Consider the following 22305-nt stretch of genomic DNA (forward strand, 5'->3'; position numbering starts at 1 on the left):
TCATATTCAACATTTCTATCAACTGTTACACCGCTATCGCGAGCAGGCTCGCTCCCACAGGGATTGGGCGTCAGCCCTTAATATAAGCATTCCACAGCCATGGCCGTGGCTTCGCCGCCGCCGATGCAGATCGCTGCAACGCCGCGCTTCAGGCCTTTCTGGCGCAGGGCCGAGAGCAAGGTCACAAGGATCCGCGCGCCAGACGCACCAATCGGGTGGCCCAGGGCGCAAGCACCACCGTGGACGTTGATCTTCTCGTGGGGGATTTCCAGTTTGGTCATGGTCACCAGACTCACCACCGCAAAGGCCTCGTTGACTTCGAACAACTCGACTTCGTCCAGAGACCAGCCGGTTTTCTTCATCAGCTTCTTGATCGCGCCCACCGGAGCCACCGGGAACAACCCCGGCGTGTCGGCAAATGCAGCGTGACCATGAATCACCGCCAACGGTTTCAGGCCTTGTTTCTCTGCTTCGGAACGGCGCATCAACACCAGTGCCGCCGCGCCGTCGGAGATCGAACTGGAGTTCGCCGCCGTCACGGTGCCGCCATCGCGGAACGCCGGTTTCAGCGAGGCGATCTTGTCCAGTTTGGCTTTCGGCGGCTGTTCGTCGTGGCTGATCAGCACCTGCTCTTTGCCGACGGTCACGGTGAGCGGCACGATCTCGGCGGTGAAGCTGCCGTCCTTGATCGCCTGTTGCGCGCGGGTGGTCGAAGCGATGGCAAAGGCGTCTTGAGCTTCGCGGGTAAAACCGTTGGTTTCGGCGCAATCCTCGGCGAAGGTGCCCATCAGGCGGCCCTTGTCGTAGGCATCTTCCAGGCCATCGAGGAACATGTGATCGAGCACCCGACCATGGCCCATGCGATAACCGCTGCGGGCGCGGTCCAGCAGGTACGGCGCGTTGGACATGCTTTCCATGCCCCCGGCGACGACCACATCGGCACTGCCGGCAATCAGCATGTCGTGAGCCAGAATCGTGGCTTCCATGCCCGAGCCGCACATTTTGTTCAGTGTCGTGCAACGGGTCGATTTATCCAGCCCGGCGCCCAGTGCCGCTTGCCGCGCCGGGGCCTGGCCGAGACCGGCGGAGAGCACGCAGCCGAACAGCACTTCTTCTACGGATTCAGGAGCGATACCGGCGCGTTCGACGGCAGCACGAATCGCCGCGGCGCCCAGTTGTGGCGCGGTCAGGCTTTTCAGTTCGCCCTGGAAACCGCCCATCGGGGTGCGGACGGCGCTGACAATAACAATCGGATCGTTGGAAAGTGTCATGTCTAAATCCTCCTTATTTCGCGGCCATGCGCAGGGCACCGTCGAGACGGATCACCTCGCCGTTAAGCATGCTGTTTTCTATGATATGCCTGACCAGCGCGGCGTACTCGCTCGGCTTGCCCAGGCGCGGTGGAAACGGCACACCGGCGGCCAAGGATTCGCGCACTTCCGCAGTCATGCCGGCCATCATCGGCGTTTCGAAAATGCCCGGGGCGATGGTCATCACGCGGATGCCGAAGCGCGCCAGTTCGCGGGCGGCGGGCAAGGTCAGGCTGACGATCGCGCCTTTCGAAGCCGAGTACGCCGCTTGGCCGATCTGGCCGTCGAAGGCTGCGGCCGAAGCAGTATTGATGATCACGCCACGCTCACCGTCTTCGTCGGCTTCGGTTTCGGCAATCGCCGCCGCGGCCAGGCGCAGCATGTTGAAGCTGCCGATCAGGTTGACGTTGATCACCTGGCTGAAACTGTCCAGTGCATGGGGGCCGTTCTTGCCGAGGATCTTCTCGCCACGGACGATGCCAGCGCAATTGACCAGACCATTGAGGCCGCCAAACGCTTTGACCGTCGCCTGCACCGCCGCTTGCGCAGCCGTTTCATTACTGATATCCGCCACCACGCTTTGTGCGCCGAGACGTGCAGCCTGCGCCGCGACGGCTTCGGCGTTCATGTCCACCAGCATCACCTTGGCGCCAGCAGCCACCAGCATTTCGGCAGTGGCGGCACCGAGGCCGGACGCACCGCCGGTGACGAGAAAAACCTTGTTTTCGATCTGCATCATTGTTTCCTTGGATTCAAGCTGAAACGTTCTTCGCGGTGGCCTCTTGAGCCTTGGCGATTTCCTGGTTGCGCAAGATAAAGCGCTGCAATTTGCCGCTTGGGGTTTTCGGCAGTTCGCTGACAAATTCAATTTCACGGGGGTAAGCGTGCGCCGCCAGACGCTTGCGCACGTGTTGGCGCAGCTCTTCGGCGAGCGCAGGTTCGGCGCGGTATTGCGGGCTGAGCACGACGAAGGCTTTCACCAGTTCGGTACGCTCCGGATCGGGCTTGCCAATCACCGCCGCTTCGACCACTGCCGGGTGTTCGATCAGCGCGCTTTCCACGTCGAACGGGCCAACGCGGTAGCCAGACGTGGTGATCACGTCGTCGCTGCGGCCGACGAAGCTGATGCTGCCATCCGGGTTCCACTCGACGGTGTCGCCGCTCAGGTAATAGTGGCCGACGAAGGACTTGGTCGGTGCGCCTTCGTAGCCGCCGAACCAGCACATCGGCGACTGGCTACGGTCGATGGCCAGGATGCCTGGCTGGCCAACTCCCAGCTCTTTGTATTCGTCGTCGAGCACCACGATGCGGTGGCCCGGCGAGGCGAAACCGGCGGCGCCGACGTGTACCGGATGATCGAGGCCGTGGTGATTGCACAGAACCATGCCCAGTTCGGTCTGGCCGTAGTGGTCATGAATCACCACGCCGAGGTTGTCGGCGAACCAGCGGATTACTTCCGGGTTCAGCGGCTCGCCGGCACTGCTGACAATGCGCAGCCTGCCCTTGATCGAACGGGCGAATTCATCGCCACCGGCAATCAGCAAACGGTAGGCAGTCGGCGAACCGGTGAGGTTGGTGATCCCGTATTTGTTGATCACCCGGCAGGTGCTTTCGAGGGTGAACGGGCCATCGTAAAAGGTGATCGGATGCCCCATCGACATCGGGCCGGTGACGCCGAAATAGATGCCATAGGCCCAGCCCGGATCGGCGACGTTCCAGAATGCGTCTTCAGGGCGCAAATCCACCGCGTCACGGGTGTAACTCTGGAACGCGACGATCGCCTTGAGCGGCACCGACAGCGCTTTCGACGGGCCGGTGGTGCCCGAGGTGAACATCAACAGGAACGGGTCTTCGCCGGTCAGCAATACCGGTTCGCATTCAGGGGAATAATTGGCCAGTTCGGCCCAGAAACTGAAGTCGCCGCGCACGATGCCCTGGCCCTTGGGGCCGCCGACGGTGACGATGGTCGGGCAGTCGGCCACTTCAGCAAGTTTCGAGCGATTGACGGCGTCGGTCACCACGACGGCGGCGCCGGAGCTGTTGAGGCGATGTTCGATGGCTTTGGGGCCGAAGGCGGTAAACAACGGCTGATAGACCGCGCCGATGCGCCAGGTGGCGAATACGGTGATCAGTAATTCGATGTTGCGTGGCAGCAGGCCGGCGACTTTATCGCCCTTCTTCACGCCCTGGGCCAGCAGGAAATTGGCAAATCGCGCGGCCTTATCCTGCAAGTCGCTGAAGGTGTAGGTCGCGCTGGCACCGTCGCGGCCTTCCCAGAACAGCGCGATGCGCCCCGGCAAGGCATGCCGGTCGCAACACTCGACGCAGGCGTTGAGCGCGCTCAACGACCCTGTGAGCGCGGCATCGACGGTGTGCTGATAATTGAACTGTGACGTGGCAGACAAGTAATCGCGCATTGCCAGAATCCCTGTGTATTTTTATTAGGTTGGGGAACCGTAAATAACAGGGAAATACTCGCTCTGCGCGGGGTGCGGGACAATGGTCAAAGCTATCAAGTTGTGTGACTGGTTTGGCCAAGGTTCAGAGGTGTGGTGCCTGAGAAGGCCCCATCGCGAGCAGGCTCGCTCCCACAGGGGATTTGGGTGTGACATAGAGAGTGTTCAAACCATAGATCCAATGTGGGAGCGAGCCTGCTCGCGATGGCATCCGCCCCGACGACAGTGACCTCGGATCAGCTGGCTTCGTTAAGAATCAAACTCCGATAATGCCCCGGATTAGACCCCGACCACTTGCGAAACGCCTTGTAGAACGAGCTGGTATCGGCAAACCCCAAACGGGTGGCGATTTCGGCGAAGCTGATGGCCGGCTCAGCCAGCCAGACAATGGCCAGTTCCTTGCGCACACTGTCCTTGAGCCCCTGATACGTCTGGCCCTCTTCGGCCAGGCGGCGGCGCAGGGTCGAGGCCGACATGCACAGTCGCTGCGCCAGCGCCTCGGTCTCCGGCCAATGCTCGGCAGGCAGTTGCCGCAAGTCGTGTTTGATCCGGCTGGCCAGACTTTCGGGATCGCGGTACTTGACCAGAATGTTCGCCGGCGCATGGGCGAGGAATCGCTTGAGCTCTTCAGGGCTGCGCTTGATCGGCAAGTCTAGGCAGTCAGCGGAAAAAATCATCCGCGTGCGCGGCCGGTCGAACCGCAGGTTCTCCGAGAACATCACCCGATAGTCGTCACAAAAATCCGGTGCCGGGCAACGCAACTCAATGGCCAGGATCGGTATCCGCCGCCCCGCCAGCCAGCAGGCCACGCCATGCACGATCATCCAGTAAGTGAAATAGGTGAAGGCGCGGTGCGGGTCTTCGTCGTCCTCCAGCAGGACGATTTCCGCCAGGCTTTGCTGGCGAACCAGTTGCGCGGGCATGCGCTCAAGCATCAACGACAGAAAGCTCAGCCCCGAAGTCAGCCCGGCGGCCAGGCTCGACTGAACCATCGAGCAACGACACAGAAACTCCAGACTGCCGGACTTGAGCTTGCGTGGGTCCATGCCAAAAAACTCATCGTCCCCACGCCGGGCCAGCAAGCGCCACAGCCTTGCATAAGCGGTGGCCGGAACACGGGTGTCGGCTGTACCCAGCAACGCCGGATCGATGCCGACCTTGTTCAACACCTCTTCGGTGGCAGCGCCCGGGGCGCAACTTTGCAACAGCGCTTCACGCACCAGTTGAATGGAGATGGTGTCTTTTTCCGACATTGACCGTGGCGAGCCTTGTTATTTGAGTGCAGGCATCTTAGCGCAGAACCCTGTGGGAGCGAGCCTGCTCGCGAAGGGCCGTACCAGTCAGCATTGATATCGCCTGACACACCGTTTTCGCGAGCAGGCTCGCTCCCACAGGGGATGGTGGGATCTTGAGAACTGTTCAGCTTACGTTCAGCTAAATGCCAATGACTGCCATGTGAGAATGAGTGTCATTATGTTACAACTTAGCACCCTATCTAATTCCCCTCCGGTGCTGAATGCTCGTTCCTTTTCTGATCATGCTGCGCGAAGGCATTGAAGCCGCGCTGATCGTTGGCATCATCGCCAGCTACCTCAAGCAGACCGGTCGCGGTCAATGGATGCCCGCCGTGTGGATCGGCGTATTTCTCGCTGCCGCTTTGGCCCTTTTGGTGGGTGGTGGCCTGGAACTGGTCAGCGCCGAATTCCCGCAAAAACAGCAAGAACTGTTTGAAGGCGTGGTCGGTCTGGTGGCCGTCGGCATCCTCAGTTCCATGGTGTTCTGGATGCGCAAGGTGGCGCGTTCGATCAAGCATTCGCTGCACGCTTCCCTCGATCACGCGTTGACCGGTTCCAAACATCAAGTCACCGCGCTGATCGCCATGGTGTTTTTCGCCGTAGCCCGGGAAGGCCTGGAAACGGTGTTCTTCCTGCTCGCCGTGTTCCAGCAAAGCGAAGGCCCGGCGGCACCGATTGGCGCCCTGCTCGGCCTGGTCCTGGCGATCATCATCGGCTTCCTGATCTACACCGGCAGCATGCGCCTGAACCTATCGGCGTTTTTCCGCTGGACCGGGCTGTTCATCCTGGTGGTGGCCGCCGGGATTCTCGCCAACTCGGTGCAGGCGCTGCATGAAGCCGGCATGTGGAATCACCTGCAAACCGTGCTCTTCGACTTCAGCGCCACGCTGCCAATGGATGGCCCGATGGGCTCGGTGCTGGCCGGCATGTTCGGCTATCAGGACGCACCGACCGTCAGCACCCTCGGGGCGTATCTGATTTATCTGCTGGTGGCGCTGGTGATGTTTTTTCTTCCGGCTCCTGCTGCCGCCCCCGCTCAAACACCCTCTTCTGTTTCCAGTCAGTAAGGGCACCTATGCCAAATCAAGCCCCTCCCCAGGCTTCCCCTCCCCGCGCCTTGCGCTGGGCGGTGGCCGGTTCGGTGATCGTGATGATCGCTGCCGGCGGCCTGTTCTACTACGCCTCGAAAATGGCCGCGGCCAAGCGCCAGACTAACCATGACGAAGTGGTAGTGACCATTCACCCGCACAGCTGCGAGCCTAATGCGCTGACGGTCCCGGCCGGTCGCGCCAGTTTCCGCATCGTCAACCGCTCGGACCGTGCCGTCGAATGGGAAATCCTCGACGGGGTGCTGGTGGTCGAAGAACGCGAGAACATCGCCCCCGGCCTGAGCCAGGTGATCAACGCCAATCTGCTGCCCGGCGACTATGCAATCACTTGTGGCCTGCTGAGCAATCCACGCGGCACCTTGCATGTCACCCCGACCGCCGCTTCCGATGCGGCTGCCAAGGCGCGTCCATCGATGGTGGCGTTCATTGGCCCGCTGTCGGAGTTTCGCGTCTACCTGAACAGCCAGAGCACAGCGCTGATCAAAGCCGTCACCGCCCTTGAGCAAGCGATCGAAGCCGGCGACCTGAGCCAGGCACAAGCCTTGTATGTGCCGGCGCGCGCGGCCTATCAACGGTTGGCTCCAGCGGCCCAGCGCCTGGCGGAGCTGGACAATGCGATCAACGCCCGCGCCGATTACTTCGACAAGCGCGAGCAAGATGCGGGTTTCGTTGGCTTCCACCGCCTCGAATACGCACTGTTCCAGCAACGCAACCTCGACGGTTTGACGCCCATCGCCCAGCGCCTGATCAGCGATGTCACCGCGCTCAAACAACAACTGCTGGCCCAGTCGCTGCCGCCGGAACAACTGGTGAGCATTCTGGTGCGCAACCTCAACAGTCTCGCTGAAGTACGCGCCAGCAGCGGTGAAGAAGAACGCTACAGCCACACCGACCTGAACGGCTTTGCCGCCAACCTCGATGCGACCCGCAAAGTCGTCGACCTGTTGCGGCCATTGCTGAGCAAATCCGCTGCCCAATTGCTGCCGAAAATCGACAGCGCAATCACGGCCTTCGACGCCGAACTCAACGGCTTCAAGGTCAAGGAAGGCTACGCCAGCTACGACACCGTCAGCCCCGAGCAACGCAAGCACATCGCCGACAAGGCCAAGGTTCTGGCCGATGCACTCGATGGAATCGATCCCGCCCTTGGCCTTTCCGGCCTGTAAGCAGAAGACCACTTTTACATGAACGACTCAGAACAGTTTTCAGCACAACGCCGCCGGGTATTGATGGGCATGGGCGCCGCCGGTGTGGCATTAGCCGGTTCGGCCCTGAGCTGCCCGGCGATGGCCGCCAACCCCACGCAAGTCACCGAAGCGCCGAGCAGCGACAAAACCGAGGACCGCCACGCGTTCCACGGCAAGCACCAGACCGGCATCGTCACCCCGCGTCCGGCGTCGGGCATGCTGGTGTCGTTCGACGTGCTGGCCAGCGACCGTAAAGATCTGGAGCGGCTGTTTCGCACGCTCAACGAACGCATCGCGTTCCTGATGCAGGGCGGCCCGGTGGCTCAGGTCGATCCGAAACTGCCGCCGCTGGATTCGGGGATTCTTGGCCCGGTGGTGACGCCAGACAACCTGACCATCACCGTATCGGTGGGCGAATCACTGTTCGACGAACGCTTCGGTCTGGCCAGTGCCAAGCCCAAGCGGCTGATCCGCATGGTCGGTTTCCCCAACGATGCGCTGGAAGCGGACTGCTGCCACGGCGACTTGAGCCTGCAGTTCTGCTCCAACACCGCCGACACCAATATCCACGCCCTGCGCGACATTGTGAAAAACCTGCCGGACCTGCTGCTGGTGCGCTGGAAACAGGAAGGCAGTGTGCCGCCCCAGGCCCCGGCGAAACCCGGAGTGCCGGCGCAAAGCGCGCGCAACTTTCTGGGTTTTCGCGACGGCTCGGCCAACCCCGATTCCAATGACGCCAAGGCCATGGACAGCATCGTCTGGGTGCAGCCCGGCAGCGACGAACCGGCCTGGACGGTCAACGGCAGCTATCAGGCAGTGCGGATCATCCGCAACTTCGTCGAACGCTGGGACCGCACGCCGCTGCAAGAACAGCAAAGCATCCTCGGCCGGGTCAAGAGCACCGGCGCCCCCATGGGCGGCGAGCATGAAACCCAGGTCCCGGACTACGCCAAGGACCCGGAAGGCAAGCTGACCAAACTCGACGCCCACATCCGCCTGGCCAACCCGCGCACCACCGCGACCCAAGCCAACCTGATCCTGCGCCGGCCGTTCAACTACTCCAACGGCGTGAACAAGAACGGGCAGCTGGACATGGGTTTGCTGTTCATCTGTTACCAGGCGGACCTGCAAAAAGGCTTCATCACCGTGCAAACCCGACTCAACGGCGAGCCGCTGGAGGAATACCTCAAGCCAGTCGGCGGCGGGTACTTCTTCACCTTGCCTGGCATGACCGGCGACAAGGATTTCATCGGTCGCTCGTTGCTCAACGCCACACAACCCAAAGCCTCAGCCTGACTCTTAACAACCCCACGGAACCGTCCCATGAAAAAGTCGCCCCTCGCGTTACTGCTGACCCTTGGCTTGCTCAACACCCCGCTTTCGGCGTTCGCGGCGACGGCGCCGCTGGAGTTGGTGGGGCCGATCTCGGACTACAAGATCTACGTCACCGAGCAACTGGATGAACTGGCCAGCCACACCCGGAAATTCACCGACGCGGTGAAAAAAGGCGACTTGGCCACCGCGAAAAAACTCTATGCGCCGACCCGGGTTTACTACGAATCCATCGAGCCGATTGCCGAGCTGTTCAGTGACCTCGATGCGTCCATCGACTCCCGGGTCGACGACCACGAAAAAGGCGTGAAGGCCGAAGACTTCACCGGTTTCCACAGCCTCGAATATTCGCTGTTCTCGCAGAACAGCACCAAGGGCCTGGACGAGTTGGCCGACGGTTTGAACAAAGACGTGAAAGACCTGCAAACCCGCGTCGCCGGCCTGACCTTCCCGCCGGAAAAAGTCGTCGGCGGCGCTGCCGCGTTGCTTGAAGAAGTGGCCGCCACCAAGATTTCCGGAGAGGAAGACCGCTACAGCCACACCGACCTTTATGACTTCCAGGGCAACATCGACGGCGCGAAGAAAATCGTCGACCTGTTCCGTCCGCAGATCGAAAAGCAGGATGCGGCGTTCATGGCCAAGGTCGACAAGAACTTCGCCACGGTGAACAAGACGCTGGCCAAGTACAAAACCACGGGTGGTGGGTTTGAGACGTATGACAAGGTGCAGGACAGCGACCGCAAGATGCTGGTGGGGCCGGTGAATACGTTGGCTGAGGATTTGTCGATGTTGCGGGGGAAACTGGGTTTGAATTGAGTTTTTGTGGCGTCTGGACCGGCCCCTTCGCGAGCAAGCCCGCTCCCACCGTGGATTTGAGTCGATGCACAATTGTGTGACCGACACATAACTCACTGTGGGAGCGGGCTTGCTCGCGAAAGCCTTCTCACCGGCGACACATCCGCTCCGCCGTGTTAACCCTCACAAAATCCGATACAACAACCGCTCGATCCGTACCCGACTCACGCGCTTGAGAAACTTGGACACTCCCGCCGGATAGTCCGGCAGCGTTTCCAGATCCTGATACCGCTCGATGCGCCGGGTGTGCCGGAAAATCTCCGTCAGCTCATTACCACGCGGCTCCAGCAACTCCCCTTTCGGATCATCGATCAGCAACGCGTTTTCCAGGTCGAGGCGAAACGCCCGTGGATTGAGGTTGTTGCCGGTCAGCAAGGTGTAGCGCTGATCGATCCACATGCCCTTGAGGTGATAGGTGTTGTCGCCATCCTTCCACAAATGCAGGTTCAGCTTGCCACTGTCGATGCTGCGCTGATGGCGCTTGGCGAAGCGTCGCAGGCTGATTTCGTAAAGGTATGGCAGCGCCGCGATCACCTTGAACGGCTCGCTGGGCGGAATGTAGAAGTCGTTGGCGGTTTTGTCGCCGACGATGATGTCTATCTTCACGCCGCGAGCCAAGGCCCGGTTGATTTCCCGGGTCACCGCCAGCGGCAGGTTGAAGTACGGCGTGCAGATGGTCAGCTGATGTTGGGCGCTGGCGATCAACTCGCAGATCACCCGACTCAACGGGTTGTTCTTGCCCACACCGAGCAATGGACTGACGGATAAACCGTCCTTCGCCGTGCTGCCCGCCGTGGTGTCGTACGCCGCGTGCTTGAGACGGCTGCGCAGGTCACCAATGTCGTTGCGCAGGCTGCGGGTGGTCGGCAGGTTCGGCAAATCGAGGCGATGCACCGCTTTGGAGGTGATCAGACCGTGCTGAATCAGGTGCTGCATCGAGTCAGCCAGCGCGTGATTCTGCAGCAGGTGATAGCGGTCGAAGCGGTACTTGTCGAATTTGTGCAGGTAAACGTTGTTCAGGCTCGCGCCGCTGTAGAGCACGCAATCGTCGATCACGAAGCCCTTCAAATGCAGCACGCCGAACAGCTCGCGGGTCTGCACCGGCACACCGTACACCGGCACAACGCTTTCGTGGGTGTGGGTCGTTTCCTGATACCAGGCCGAGTTGCCTGGCTGCTTGCCGGCACCGATCAAACCGCGCTGGGCGCGCAGCCAGTCCACGACCACCACCACGTCCAGTTCCGGGCGTGCCAGTTTGGCCGCGTGCAGGGCATCGAGAATTTCCTGGCCGGCTTCGTCCTCTTGCAGGTACAGCGCGACGATATAGATGCGCTGGGTGGCCTTAGCGATTTGTTCCAACAGGCAACGACGGAACTCGGCGGCGCCAGAGAGGATGGTGACGGCATCGGCGGTCAGCGGAAAACTGCGCAGTTTAGGCAGCAGAGAGCGTTTGAAAAGCGACGGCATAGGGCTCGCAAAAGGGTCGAATCCGAAGAACCCGAGAGCTTACACCATGGATTGCCTTGGGTCTTGTTAGTGTCTGTAAAGACCCTATCGCGAGCAGGCTCGCTCCCACAGGGGAATGCATTTCAAATGTGGGAGCGAGCCTGCTCGCGATGGCAATTTCACAGTCACCACAAATAATTTCTTGACCAAGGAGAACGATCATTCTACTGTTGGCCACATGAACAAAATCACTAGCAACGACACACGCGACATCATTCTGGATGTCACCGAAAAGTTGATTTATAAAAGTGGCATCGCTGCCACCGGCATGGATCTTCTGGTGAAAACCGCCGGCGTCTCCAGAAAAAGTATTTACCGCTACTTCGCCAACAAGGAAGAGCTCACCGTCGCGGCCTTGCAACGCCGTGATGTGCGCTGGATGAATTGGTATCGAGGCGAAGTCGGCAAGGCACAAACCCCGGCTGACCGGCTGCTGAACCTGTTTACCGTGCTCAAAGCCTGGTTCGCCTCCGAAGGTTTCCGCGGCTGCGCGTTCATCAATACCAGTGGCGAAACCGGCGATGCGCAAGATCCGGTTCGCCTGGTCGCCAAAGACCACAAACAGAAGCTGCTCGATTACGTGCGCGAGCTCTGTACCGAATATGGCGCAAAAGACCCGGAGACGCTGGCCAAACAGCTGCTGATCCTGATCGACGGTGCCATTACCGTAGCGCTTGTGATGGGTGATCACAGTGCCGCCGATAATGCGCAATGCATGGCGCGAAAGTTATTGGACCTGTAACACTTTAATAAGCCCGACAACTTGCTTGAACGTTAATTTGATAGGGAGACTTTATATGTCTACTGCCGAAGTTCGTCCGCCATTGCCGCCGTTCACCCGTGAATCGGCAATCGAAAAAGTTCGCCTGGCCGAAGACGGCTGGAACTCCCGCGACCCGGAACGGGTGTCCCTGGCCTATACCCTGAACACCCAGTGGCGTAACCGCGCCGAGTTTGCCCATAACCGCGAAGAAGCCAAAGCTTTCCTGACCCGCAAATGGGCCAAGGAACTGGATTACCGACTGATCAAGGAGCTCTGGGCCTATGGCGACAACCGCATTGCCGTGCGTTATGCCTACGAATGGCATGACGACTCGGGTAACTGGTTCCGCTCCTATGGCAACGAGAACTGGGAGTTTGACGAGAACGGCTTGATGTTCAATCGTTACGCCTGCATCAACGACATGCCGATCAAGGAAAGCGACCGCAAGTTCCACTGGCCGCTGGGTCGTCGGCCGGATGATCACCCGGGCTTGTCCGACTTGGGCCTGTAAACACTGATCCAAATGTGGGAGCGGGCTTGCTCGCGAAAGCGGTGTGTCAGTCGACATCAATATTGAATGTCAGTCCGTCTTCGCGAGCAAGCCCGCTCCCACAGTGGCTTTTGTGGTGTTCAGGCTACCGCGGCGGTCTGCTTCAGCTGAGCCTTGGCCTCCAACTCCCGCACCAACGGCAACACCCGTTTCCCGAAGTATTCCACCTCTTCCTGAAAGTGCAAAAACCCCGCCAGCACCAAATCCACGCCCACCGCTTTCAACGCGACGATCCGCTCGGCGATCTGCTGCGGTGTGCCGATCAGGTTGGTCTTGAAACCATCGTTGTACTGCACCAGGTCTTCAAAGGTCGATTTCGCCCAGTTGCCCTCGCCCTCCGGCGACGCCCTGCCCGCTTGCTTCGCCGCATCGCCAAACGCGTTCACCGCTTGCGGGTCGGCCTGATCGATGATCTGCGCCAGCACCGCCCGCGCCTCTTCTTCGGTGTCGCGAGCGATGACAAAGGCATTCACCCCGACCTTCACCGAATGATTGTTCGCTGCCGCTTTCGTGCGGATGTCGTCGACCTGCGCCTTGATGCCTTCGGGGGTGTTGCCGTTGGTGAAGTACCAGTCAGAAACCCGCGCCGCCATGTCCCGGGCCGCGCGGGAACTGCCACCCTGAAAGACTTCCGGCTGACCCAGCGGCTTGGGTTTGAGGCTGTAGTTGTCGAAGCGGTAGAAGTCGCCGCGAAAGGTGAAGTTGTCCTGGGTCCAGATGCCCTTCAATGCACGAATAAATTCTTCAGAGCGGCGATAACGTTCATCGTGCTCCAGCCAGTGTTCGCCGATGGCCTGAAACTCGCCCTTGAACCAGCCGCTGACAATGTTCACCGCCACCCGGCCGTTGGTGAGTTGATCAATGGTTGCCAGTTGTTTGGCCGCCAGCGCCGGTTGCCATGGCCCGGGCAGAATCGCCGCGATGACTTTCAGTTTAGTGGTGGCGGCCAACAGCGCATGGCTGAAAGCAACGGATTCATGCTGGAACTCGGCGCCATAACCGGCGGTGAAACGAATCTGCGTAAGGGCATATTCGAACCCCGCCTCTTCGGCCAGTTGCGCCAGTTTGCGGTTGTAGTCGATGCCCCAGTGGGTGCGCTGCTCGATCTTGCTGACCACCAGCCCGCCGCTGACGTTCGGTACCCAGTAGGCAAATTTGACGGCTTGCTGACTCATTGGCGTGTCCTCGGGTTTTCAGGTAAGTCTTGAGGCCAGAGCAGCAACCGTGCCAGCGCTGAATCTTGAGGCAACACTGTGGCGAGGGAGCTTGCTCCCGCTTGAGTGCGCAGCGCTCACAAATATTTTGGGGCCGCTGCGCAGCCCAGCGGGAGCAAGCTCCCTCGCCACTGGTATGTGATGTGCTGAAACAATTTGCTGATGCGCTGTTGGCACAGCAACAATTCAGGCCGCGCCGAAATCCACAACATCCAATAAACCATGGTCTGCGAGCTTCGGCATGGACCGTGCAATCCCCCATGGCACTCACTGCCGTTCCAAGGAGCTGTCCCATGACCGAACATCAAGTAATCAACCCGCTGTCCACCGGCACCGACTATGAAGCGCTGGCCGCACGTTTTCGACCGATCTTCCAGCGCATCGCCGCCGGTGCCGTTGAGCGCGAACAAACCCGCAGTCTGCCTCATGAACCGATTCAATGGCTCAAGGACGCTGGCTTCGGCGCGGTGCGGGTGCCGGTTGAATACGGCGGTGGCGGCGCGTCCCTGCCGCAGTTGTTCGAGTTGTTGATCGAACTGGCCGAAGCCGATTCCAACGTGCCCCAGGCCCTGCGCGGGCATTTCGCTTTTGCCGAGGATCGGTTGAACGCGGCACCGGGGCCGGCTCGGGATGTCTGGTTCAAACGCTTCGTGGAGGGCGATATCGTCGGTTGCGCCTGGACCGAAATCGGCAGCGTGGCGATTGGTGATGTGATCACCAAGGTTTCGCCCGACGGTGATCAGTGGCGACTCAACGGCGAGAAGTTCTACAGCACCGGCAGCATTTTCTCTGACTGGATCGACGTCTATGCCCAACGCAGCGATACCGGCGGCGATGTGATCGCTGCGGTCCGCACACGCCAACCGGGAATTGTGCAGAGCGATGACTGGGACGGTTTCGGTCAGCGCACCACGGGCAGCGGCACTTCGCGGTTTATCGAGGCTGAAGTGGACGCCGAGAACATCATCGACTTCGCTACCCGCTTCAAATACCAGACGGCGTTTTATCAGTTGGTGCTGCTGGCGACCCTGGCCGGGATTGGCCGCGCCGCGTTGCGCGATGTGGCGCATCAGGTGCGCGAGCGTAAACGCATCTACAGCCACGGCAATGCGCAGCGGGTCAGCGAGGATTCGCAAGTGCAGCAGGTGGTTGGTGAAGTGGCGGCATGGGTGTATGCCGCCGAAGCCAGTGCCTTGAAGGCTGCGCAACCGGCGCAGCGGGCTTATCTGGCGCGGTTCTCGGAGGATGAAGCGCTGGAGCGCGCTGCGAATGTGGCAGCGGAGATTGAGTCGGCCAAGGCTCAGGTGGTGGTCTCGGAATTGATCCAGCGTGCGACCACGGCGCTGTTCAATGCCTTGGGCGCTTCGGATGTTCGCGAAGGTAAATCGCTGGATCGGCACTGGCGCAATGCGCGAACCGTGTCGTCGCACAATCCGGTGATCTACAAGGCGCGGATTGTCGGGGACTGGGCGATTAACGGGACTGAACCGCCGTTTGTGTGGCAGATCGGTAATGGGCCGCAGCACAAAATCTAAGGTTGCACACAACCCCTGTAGGAGCTGCCGAAGGCTGCGATCTTTTGATCTTAAAAGGCAAAATCAAAAGATCGCAGCCTTCGGCAGCTCCTACAATGCATTGCGCCAGACCGGTCGCCGCAAAGTTTGGATATGGGTAAGATACCGGCCTTCCCCCGCAGCCCCTTTTCTGCGCCCTGCCGAATAAGCCCATTCCATGCCTTTCGAACTCAGCGTTGACCTCACTACTCTGGCCGTTCTGGCCCTCGTCGCTTTCATTGCCGGTTTCATCGACGCCATCGCCGGCGGTGGTGGTCTGCTGACCACTCCGGCGCTGCTGACTGCCGGCCTGCCGCCGCACCTGGTGCTGGGCACCAACAAGCTCAGTTCGACCTTCGGCTCGGCCACTGCCAGTTTCACTTTCTACCGGCGCAAGCTGTTCCATCCTCGGCTATGGACGCACGCCATCGTCGGTACACTGGTGGGCGCACTCACCGGCGCCGTGGTCGCTCATTACTTGCCGGCGGAATGGCTGAACAAGATGCTGCCGGTGATCGTTTTCGCCTGCGGCCTTTATCTGTTGTTCGGCGGCATACCGAAGGCGCCACTGGACAGCGATGCACCGATCAAGAAAAAGTGGCAATCGAGCCAAGGCTTCAGCCTCGGTTTCTACGACGGCGTGGCCGGACCGGGAACGGGGGCGTTCTGGACCGTCAGCAGCCTGTTGCTCTACCCCATCGACCTGGTCAAGGCCAGCGGCGTGGCGCGCAGCATGAACTTCGTCAGCAACATTGCGGCGCTGTCGGTGTTCATCTTTTCCGGCCAGGTGGACTGGATCATCGGCCTGAGCATGGGCCTGTCGGTGATGGTCGGCGCCTTCTTCGGCGCGCGCACCGCCATCAGCGGCGGTGCGAAATTCATTCGCCCGGTGTTCATCACCGTGGTGCTCGGCTTGACTGTCCGGTTAGCCTGGCAGCACTGGTTCAGCATGGCCTAAGCGCCGCGCCACATAGACGTCGATCAGATAACGGGCAATCGAGCGTGACGCCGGCAACGGCGGCAGTTCATGCACGTTGAACCACTGGGCGTCTTCGATCTCGTCTTCCTGACAGACAATCTCGCCCCCGGCGTACTCGGCGTGAAAACCGAGCATCATCGAATGCGGGAACGGCCAGCACTGACTGCCCATGTACTGGATGTTCTTGACCTCGATCTGCACCTCTTCGCGGACCTCGCGAATCAGGCAATCCTCGGCCGACTCACCCGGCTCGGCAAACCCCGCCAACGTGCTGTAGACCCCGGTGACAAAGCGCGGCGAACGAGCCAGCAGAACCTCGTCGCCGCGGGTCACCAGCACGATCATGCTCGGTGAAATGCGCGGATAGTGGCGTATGTCACACGGCTCACAGTACATCGCCCGCTCACGCGGCACCTGGCTCATCACCTGCCCGCAATTGCCGCAGAAGCGGTGTTCACGGGCCCAGGTACCTATTTGCGCGGCGTAGCCGAGAACCTTGTAAACGGTATGATCGCCCTCGAGCATGAACGCTCGCAGGCCTTTCCAGTTGCAGCCCGGCACTTCGCTGTGACTGCGCAGCTCCAGCAGATAAACCGGTTCGCCATCCAGGTGACCGATGCCATGCTCGGCGAGAATCGACAGGTCCTGACGCTTGAGCCATTCCCGTGGAAACAGCGCGCCATTGTCATCGAACAAAAAGCCTTCAGGGCTGCGCGCCACGGCCCAACCGCCGGGTTGATCGGTGTCCAGTACTGCGGTGGTCCAGCGTGAAATCATGGTTAATCAATCCGGAAATTCGGGTTTCTGTTTGCTCATATGGGCGGCCATGGCCACGCGCAGATCGGTGGATTGCAGCATGGCGGCGTTCCAGGTGGCGACGTATTCGAGGCCGTCGTCGATGCGATGGTCACGCATGTAGCTGATCATCTCTTTGGTGCCGGTGATAGCAATCGGCGACTTGCCGGCGATTTCACGGGCAATGCCCATCACGCCTTCAAGCAGACTGGCGGTATCGCTGTAGACGCGATTGACCAGGCCAATGCTGCGCGCTTCCTCCGCGCCAAAGGTGCGACCAGTGTAAGCCAGTTCACGCAGCATGCCGTCACCGATTATCCGTGGCAAGCGTTGCAAAGTGCCCACATCGGCTGCCATGCCGATGTCGATTTCCTTGATGGAAAATTGCGCATCCTCGGCGGCGTAACGCATATCGCAGGCTGAAATCAGGTCGATGGCGCCACCCAGGCAATAACCCTGAATCGCCGCCAGCACCGGTTTGCGGCAGTTGTCGACGGCATTGAAGGACGCTTGTAGTGCAAGGATTTTGCGCCGTAGCAAACGCGCATTGCGGCCGACATCCTTGCCCAGCTCATTGGCCACACCGGCCAGCATCATCAGGTCGATGCCCGAAGAAAAATGCTTGCCGGCGCCACTGAGTACCACCACCCGCACTTCATCGGTATCGTCGATCCACTGGAAAATCTCGATGATCTCGCTCCAGAACGCGGCATTCATCGAATTGATCTTTTCCGGGCGGTTGATCTGCACATGGGCGATGTTATCGGCCAGTTCGACGCTGAAGGCGGTGTATTGAGACATGGCAGTGATCCTTTACCGGGCAGAATATGAGGCCCGAACTATAACAAGGCATCAGTGCCGGCAGTAAGGCAGCGGTTCGGCCAAATGCGGGACTTGCTTATAAATCTTTAGCGTCTGGGGTGACCTCATCGCGAGCAGGCTCGCTCCCACAGGGGATTTGTGAACGCCCCAGATCCAATGTGGGAGCGAGCCTGCTCGCGATTGGCCGCACCACCGAAATTATTGAGAAACCGGCTTAGCGCACGAGCAAAGTTGTCACTATGCTTGCACCTGACTTTCCAAGGAGGAACCCCACCCATGCCAATCTCTTCACGTGCAGCCCTGCTGGTTATCGACGTACAGAACGACTTCATCCCCGGCGGTCAATTGCCGGTGCCGGAGGGCGACCTGATCGTGCCTTTGATCAACCGCCTCGGCCGCCAGTTCAAGCAGGTCATCATCGCCTAGGACTGGCACCCGCCCGGCCACGCCTCATTCGCTTCCAGCCACCCCGGTCGCAAGCCTTATGACGTGATTCAGTTGCCTTATGGTGAACAGACACTTTGGCCTGAGCATTGCGTGCGAGCCACACCCGGCGCCGAGTTCCACCCAGAACTGGACCTGCCCCACGCCCAACTGATCATCCGCAAGGGCTGCAACCCGGACATCGACAGTTATTCGGCGTTTCTGGAAGCGGATCGAACCACGACCACAGGCTTGGCCGGGTACCTTAAAGAGCGCGGCATCGACGCGGTTTACATGGTCGGGCTGGCACTGGATTTCTGCGTAATTTTTTCTGCGCTGGACGCGCGGGCGGCGGGGTTCAATGCGTTTGTGGTGCTGGATGCGTGTCGGGCGATTGATCTGGATGGATCGCTGGCGGCAGCAATTGACCGGATGCAGGTGGCTGGGGTTGGGCTGATTTCATCAACCGAAATACTCGGCTGAGCTTGTCAAAAACCTGTGCTTGGTGATTCCTGTGGCGAGGGGGCTTGTCGGAACGCCGCCCTGTTGGGTCGCGATGCAGCCCCGCTCTCTGTAGGAGCTGCCGAAGGCTGCGATCTTTTGATTTTGTTCTTTGAAAAGCCAGATCAAAAGATCGCAGCCTTCGGCAGCTCCTACATTTGGATCGAGTAAAACCCGCAAACGCGAATCGTCGGAGAAAGTGCCTTTAAACCGGGGTCGGCAGCCAAAGTCGAAACCGCGCACCGCCCAGCGGCGACGTTTGCGCGGTGAGTGTGCCGCCCTGTGCTTCCAGCGCCCGGCGGCTGATCGCCAGGCCCAACCCAAACCCACCCGTTGCGCGATCCCGACTACGATCCAGCCGATAGAACGGCTCGAAAATCCGTTCCCGCTCTTCCTCCGGAATGCCGATGCCATCGTCATCCACCCAGATTTCACAGCCCTTGGCGCACACCTGCACACCGATCTGAATCCGCTTTTCGCAATAGCGCATGGCATTGCGCAGCAGGTTCTGGATCGCCCGGGCGGTCAATCGCGGGTCCAGCGAGAAGCGTTCGAGCTGGCCGTTAAGCAGCACATCGATGACGATTTCCGGGGATTCCAGTTCTTCGTCGACACTGCCGAGGATGCTGTCGATGAACTCATCCAGCGACACGTCGACCTGCTCCGGCAACTGCCCCGGGTTTTGTAGACGGCTGTAAGACAGCAATTCCAGTACCAATTCATCCAGCTCGCGAATGTGTGCGACCAAGCCTTGCAGACGTTCGCGGCTGGTGGCCGGCAAGTCGTCGGACAGCGCCAGGGCCAGGCCGAAGTCCAGCCGTGTCAGTGGCGTGCGCAGTTCGTGGGACACGGCGTTGAGCAGATCGCGCTGCTGGTTGAGCAGGTTTTCGATGTCGCCGGCCATGGTGTCGAACACGTGGGCCAGGCTACCGATGTTGGAGTTGGGGGAAATCTGCGTGCGCTCGCTCAGGTGGCCCTTGCCGAAGCGTTCGGCGGTGCCTTTGAGACGTTCCAGATCACGCCAGTGCGGGCGCAACCACAGCAACAGACAGGCGAGCATGGTCGCGCCGATCAGCACGTTGATGCTCCAGTACAACCAACTGACGTCCGTCGGGTCCGGCGGCACGACCATTTCCACCACCATTTGCTCGTTCAACGGTGTCACGGCCAAGGTGCGCCAGCCCCAGTCGCCGATGCGCACCACGTTTTCCCCGCGCTGCAAGCGCGCACGTTCATTCAGGGTAAATTCGGCGTCGTCGTTGCGGGTCAGTACGATGTGCAGCGGCTGGAATTCCTTGTCCATTTCGGCCGCCAGCGCCGGCCACTGCTCAATCGGAACCGCGCGAAACTGCTTGACGATCAGCGTTTGCAAACCTCGGGAGTAATCGAGGTTGTAGGTCATGAAGCGCTCATGAAAGACCTGGATCACCAGGTCCGGCACCAGATAGATCGCCGCGCTGAACGAGACGACGGTCACCAGATAGAGGCGAAACAGGATTCTGAACATCGACTCAGCATTCCCACTCGGAGCGGCTGAACAAGTAACCCTTGCCCCACACGGTTTTGATCTTGCGCGCCTCGCCGGCGTGGTCGTCAAACTTGCGCCGCAGCTTGGAGATGGCCACGTCCACCGAGCGGTCGGTGCCGTTGAATTCGATACCGCGCAAGCGTTGCAGAATCTGGTCGCGGCTGAGCACTTCGCCGGCATGTCGGGCCAGCACCACCAGCAGGTTGTATTCACCGCTGGACAGTTCGACCAGTTGCTCGCGCCAGGTCACGGTGCGCTCGGACAGGTCGATGCACAGATTGCCCATGAGAATACGGTCATTGGCGGTCAGCGGTTCGCTGAGGCTACTGCGGCGCAGCAAGGTGCGCACCCGGGCCAGCAACACCCGTGGTTCGCAGGGTTTGGTGACGTAGTCGTCGGCGCCCATCTCCAGGCCCAGCACTTGATCGTGGCTGTCGTCGCGGGCGGTGAGCATCAGGATCGGCAAGGTCGCCGAATCGGCTCGCAGCAAGCGGCAAACTTGCAAGCCATCAAGCCCCGGCAGCATCAGATCGAGAATCACCAGGTCCGGAGGATTGACCCGCGCCCGCTCGCGCACAAGGTCGCCACGGCTGATCACGCTGACGCAATAGCCGTTGCGTTCCAGGTAGCTGGCAATCAGTTCGGAGAGCGCGGTGTCGTCTTCGACCAGGAGGATGTTGGGCATGGGGTGTTTCCAGAAAGTGCAGTGGCGCCTGTCAGGGCCTCTTCGCGAGCAAGCCCGCTCCCACATTTGATCTTCAGTGCGACGCTGATCCAGTGTGGGAGCGGGCTTGCTCGCGAAGGCGGCATAACAGGCGCAAAGGAATCAAGCCGCCAAGGATATACGCCCTCACACTCCCATGAGCAAAACCCTTACACAATTTCACACAGCCCCTACAAAGCTTCACCGCTACCCTCGCCGGCCCCCCGTAGGATACGGGAGGTCATTATTGGGGTACTTACATGTCAAAGAATCTGCTTGCCCGGCTCAGCCTGATTGCACTGGCGTTGACGCTGAGCGCTTGTGACCAGTCCTCGACCGCCGAAGAACAGGCGCCACTGGCCACCGTGCGGATCGAGACCATCGAAGCCCGGCCGCTGTCGATCAGCAGCGAACTGAGCGGGCGGATTGTCGCGCCACGCATCGCCGAAGTGCGCGCCCGTGTGGCCGGCGTGGTGTTGCAACGGGCCTTTCGCGAAGGCAGCGACGTAAAAAAAGGCGACGTTCTATTCCGTATCGATCCGGCGCCGTTCAAGGCCGATCTGGACAGCGCCGAGGCGGCACTACGCAAGGCCGAAGCCAATGCGTTCCAGGCCAGACTGCAAGAGCAGCGTTACGCCCAATTGATCGAAGGCAACGCTATCAGCGGTCAGGATTACGACAACGCTCGGGCCAATGCCCGGCAGACCGCCGCCGATGTCGCCGCCAATAAAGCCGCCGTGGAGCGGGCGAAACTGAACCTGGGTTACGCCACCGTCACCGCACCGATTTCCGGGCGCATCGGCCGAGCGCTGGTAACCGAAGGCGCGCTGGTCGGGCAGAACGAAACCACGCCGCTGGCACTGATTCAGCAGTTGAACCCGATCCACGCCGACCTGACGCAATCGACCCGTGAACTCAACGACCTGCGCCGCGCGTTCCGTTCCGGCCAGTTAAAGGAAGTGGGTCAAGGTCAGGCCAAAGCCACGCTGATTCAGGACGACGGCAGCCTCTACCCGCTGCCGGGCAAGTTGTTGTTCACCGACATCACCGTCGACCCGGGCACCGGTCAGATCATTCTGCGCAGCGAGTTCCCCAACCCGGACCTCGACTTGCTGCCGGGCAGCTTCGTTCGTGTGCGTCTGGAGCAAGCGTTCAATCAGCAAGGCATCAGCGTGCCGCAACGGGCCATCCAGCGTGACAGCGCCGGCGTTGCCCAAGTATTGCTGCTCGACGCCGAGCAGCGCGTCGGCCAGCAACCGGTCGAACTGGGCGCGGTGCAGAACGATCGCTGGATCGTCACCCGCGGCCTCAAGCCCGGCGACCGCATCGTCACTGAAGGCCTGCAACATGCGCGCCCCGGTGAAAAAGTCCAGATAGATGACACCCCTCTCCCACTTGCCCAGGTTTCTGGTCAGTAAGCAGGA

19 protein-coding genes and 1 pseudogene are annotated in these 22305 nt (G+C 60.4%); 10 read left to right on the forward strand and 10 right to left on the reverse strand.

Annotated elements, in window-relative coordinates; genetic code table 11:
- Window positions 1-77 precede the first annotated feature (77 nt).
- The 4 genes from BK662_RS33915 to BK662_RS33935 form a co-directional block, all read right to left on the reverse strand.
- Complete coding sequence (locus BK662_RS33915) at window positions 78-1271, reverse strand: acetyl-CoA C-acyltransferase (RefSeq protein WP_123361198.1); 1194 nt, start codon at window positions 1269-1271, stop codon at window positions 78-80.
- A 13-nt stretch (window positions 1272-1284) separates the two neighbouring features.
- Entirely contained in the window at window positions 1285-2046 is a 762-nt protein-coding gene (locus BK662_RS33920) for an SDR family NAD(P)-dependent oxidoreductase (RefSeq protein ID WP_123361199.1), read from the reverse strand.
- Window positions 2047-2062: 16 nt separating this feature from the next.
- Window positions 2063-3727 carry an AMP-binding protein gene (locus tag BK662_RS33925; protein WP_123361200.1) on the reverse strand — a complete coding sequence of 555 codons (1665 nt, stop codon included), beginning with the start codon at window positions 3725-3727 and terminating at the stop codon, window positions 2063-2065.
- A 275-nt stretch (window positions 3728-4002) separates the two neighbouring features.
- Entirely contained in the window at window positions 4003-5019 is a 1017-nt protein-coding gene (locus tag BK662_RS33935) for an AraC family transcriptional regulator (protein ID WP_123361201.1), read from the reverse strand.
- 263 nt (window positions 5020-5282) lie between these two features.
- On the opposite strand from BK662_RS33935, the gene efeU reads away from it, so the two are divergent.
- From efeU to efeO (BK662_RS33955), 4 genes are read left to right on the forward strand one after another with little or no spacing between them, the layout of a single operon-like run.
- The gene (efeU, locus tag BK662_RS33940; RefSeq protein WP_123361202.1) at window positions 5283-6128 is read left to right on the forward strand and encodes an iron uptake transporter permease EfeU; all 846 of its coding nucleotides are present in this window, start codon (window positions 5283-5285) and stop codon (window positions 6126-6128) included.
- An 8-nt stretch (window positions 6129-6136) separates the two neighbouring features.
- Window positions 6137-7336, forward strand: a complete 1200-nt coding sequence (gene efeO / locus BK662_RS33945) for an iron uptake system protein EfeO (RefSeq protein WP_123361203.1) — start codon at window positions 6137-6139, stop codon at window positions 7334-7336.
- An 18-nt stretch (window positions 7337-7354) separates the two neighbouring features.
- A complete protein-coding gene (gene efeB, locus BK662_RS33950; protein ID WP_123361204.1) occupies window positions 7355-8653 on the forward strand; it encodes an iron uptake transporter deferrochelatase/peroxidase subunit in 1299 nt (432 codons plus the stop codon).
- 27 nt (window positions 8654-8680) lie between these two features.
- Window positions 8681-9505 (forward strand): iron uptake system protein EfeO, encoded by an 825-nt coding sequence (gene efeO / locus BK662_RS33955; protein ID WP_123361205.1) that lies wholly within the window; start codon window positions 8681-8683, stop codon window positions 9503-9505.
- A gap of 162 nt (window positions 9506-9667) precedes the next feature.
- Here efeO (BK662_RS33955) and pssA read toward each other — a convergent pair whose 3' ends face one another.
- Window positions 9668-11011: a CDP-diacylglycerol--serine O-phosphatidyltransferase gene (gene pssA / locus BK662_RS33960; protein WP_123361206.1), complete on the reverse strand. Its 1344-nt coding sequence runs from the start codon at window positions 11009-11011 to the stop codon at window positions 9668-9670.
- A 217-nt stretch (window positions 11012-11228) separates the two neighbouring features.
- Here pssA and BK662_RS33965 point away from each other — a divergent pair, with 217 nt between their 5' ends.
- Both BK662_RS33965 and BK662_RS33970 read left to right on the forward strand, forming a co-directional pair.
- Window positions 11229-11792, forward strand: coding sequence for a TetR/AcrR family transcriptional regulator (locus tag BK662_RS33965; protein ID WP_123361207.1), 564 nt, complete (start codon window positions 11229-11231; stop codon window positions 11790-11792).
- A gap of 55 nt (window positions 11793-11847) precedes the next feature.
- Complete coding sequence (locus tag BK662_RS33970) at window positions 11848-12324, forward strand: nuclear transport factor 2 family protein (protein ID WP_123361208.1); 477 nt, start codon at window positions 11848-11850, stop codon at window positions 12322-12324.
- 119 nt (window positions 12325-12443) lie between these two features.
- Here the strand turns inward: BK662_RS33970 and sfnG are convergent, their stop codons facing one another.
- A complete protein-coding gene (gene sfnG, locus BK662_RS33980; RefSeq protein WP_123361209.1) occupies window positions 12444-13538 on the reverse strand; it encodes a dimethylsulfone monooxygenase SfnG in 1095 nt (364 codons plus the stop codon).
- Between the two features lie 332 nt (window positions 13539-13870).
- On the opposite strand from sfnG, the gene BK662_RS33985 reads away from it, so the two are divergent.
- Both BK662_RS33985 and BK662_RS33995 read left to right on the forward strand, forming a co-directional pair.
- Window positions 13871-15112 (forward strand): acyl-CoA dehydrogenase family protein, encoded by a 1242-nt coding sequence (locus BK662_RS33985; RefSeq protein WP_123361210.1) that lies wholly within the window; start codon window positions 13871-13873, stop codon window positions 15110-15112.
- Window positions 15113-15308: 196 nt separating this feature from the next.
- Complete coding sequence (locus BK662_RS33995; RefSeq protein ID WP_123361212.1) at window positions 15309-16088, forward strand: TSUP family transporter; 780 nt, start codon at window positions 15309-15311, stop codon at window positions 16086-16088.
- On the opposite strand, the gene nudC is transcribed toward BK662_RS33995, so the two are convergent.
- Both nudC and BK662_RS34005 read right to left on the reverse strand, forming a co-directional pair.
- The gene (gene nudC / locus BK662_RS34000) at window positions 16056-16886 is read right to left on the reverse strand and encodes an NAD(+) diphosphatase (RefSeq protein ID WP_123361213.1); all 831 of its coding nucleotides are present in this window, start codon (window positions 16884-16886) and stop codon (window positions 16056-16058) included. The genes BK662_RS33995 and nudC overlap by 33 nt on opposite strands.
- 6 nt (window positions 16887-16892) lie before the next feature.
- Window positions 16893-17705 carry a crotonase/enoyl-CoA hydratase family protein gene (locus BK662_RS34005; RefSeq protein WP_123361214.1) on the reverse strand — a complete coding sequence of 271 codons (813 nt, stop codon included), beginning with the start codon at window positions 17703-17705 and terminating at the stop codon, window positions 16893-16895.
- Between the two features lie 297 nt (window positions 17706-18002).
- On the opposite strand from BK662_RS34005, the pseudogene pncA reads away from it, so the two are divergent.
- Window positions 18003-18632: pseudogene (gene pncA / locus BK662_RS34010) on the forward strand (bifunctional nicotinamidase/pyrazinamidase).
- A gap of 223 nt (window positions 18633-18855) precedes the next feature.
- Here the strand turns inward: pncA and BK662_RS34015 are convergent.
- Together BK662_RS34015 and BK662_RS34020 are read right to left on the reverse strand one after the other, a co-directional pair.
- Complete coding sequence (locus BK662_RS34015) at window positions 18856-20157, reverse strand: ATP-binding protein (protein ID WP_123361215.1); 1302 nt, start codon at window positions 20155-20157, stop codon at window positions 18856-18858.
- A gap of 4 nt (window positions 20158-20161) precedes the next feature.
- On the reverse strand, window positions 20162-20863 hold the full coding sequence (locus tag BK662_RS34020) for a response regulator (RefSeq protein ID WP_123361216.1): 702 nt from the start codon (window positions 20861-20863) through the stop codon (window positions 20162-20164).
- 278 nt (window positions 20864-21141) lie between these two features.
- Between BK662_RS34020 and BK662_RS34025 the strand changes: the two genes are divergently transcribed.
- Entirely contained in the window at window positions 21142-22299 is a 1158-nt protein-coding gene (locus tag BK662_RS34025; protein WP_123361217.1) for an efflux RND transporter periplasmic adaptor subunit, read from the forward strand.
- Window positions 22300-22305: the final 6 nt, after the last annotated feature.

This window comes from Pseudomonas frederiksbergensis, assembly GCF_003732275.1.
Lineage (GTDB): Bacteria > Pseudomonadota > Gammaproteobacteria > Pseudomonadales > Pseudomonadaceae > Aquipseudomonas > Aquipseudomonas frederiksbergensis_H.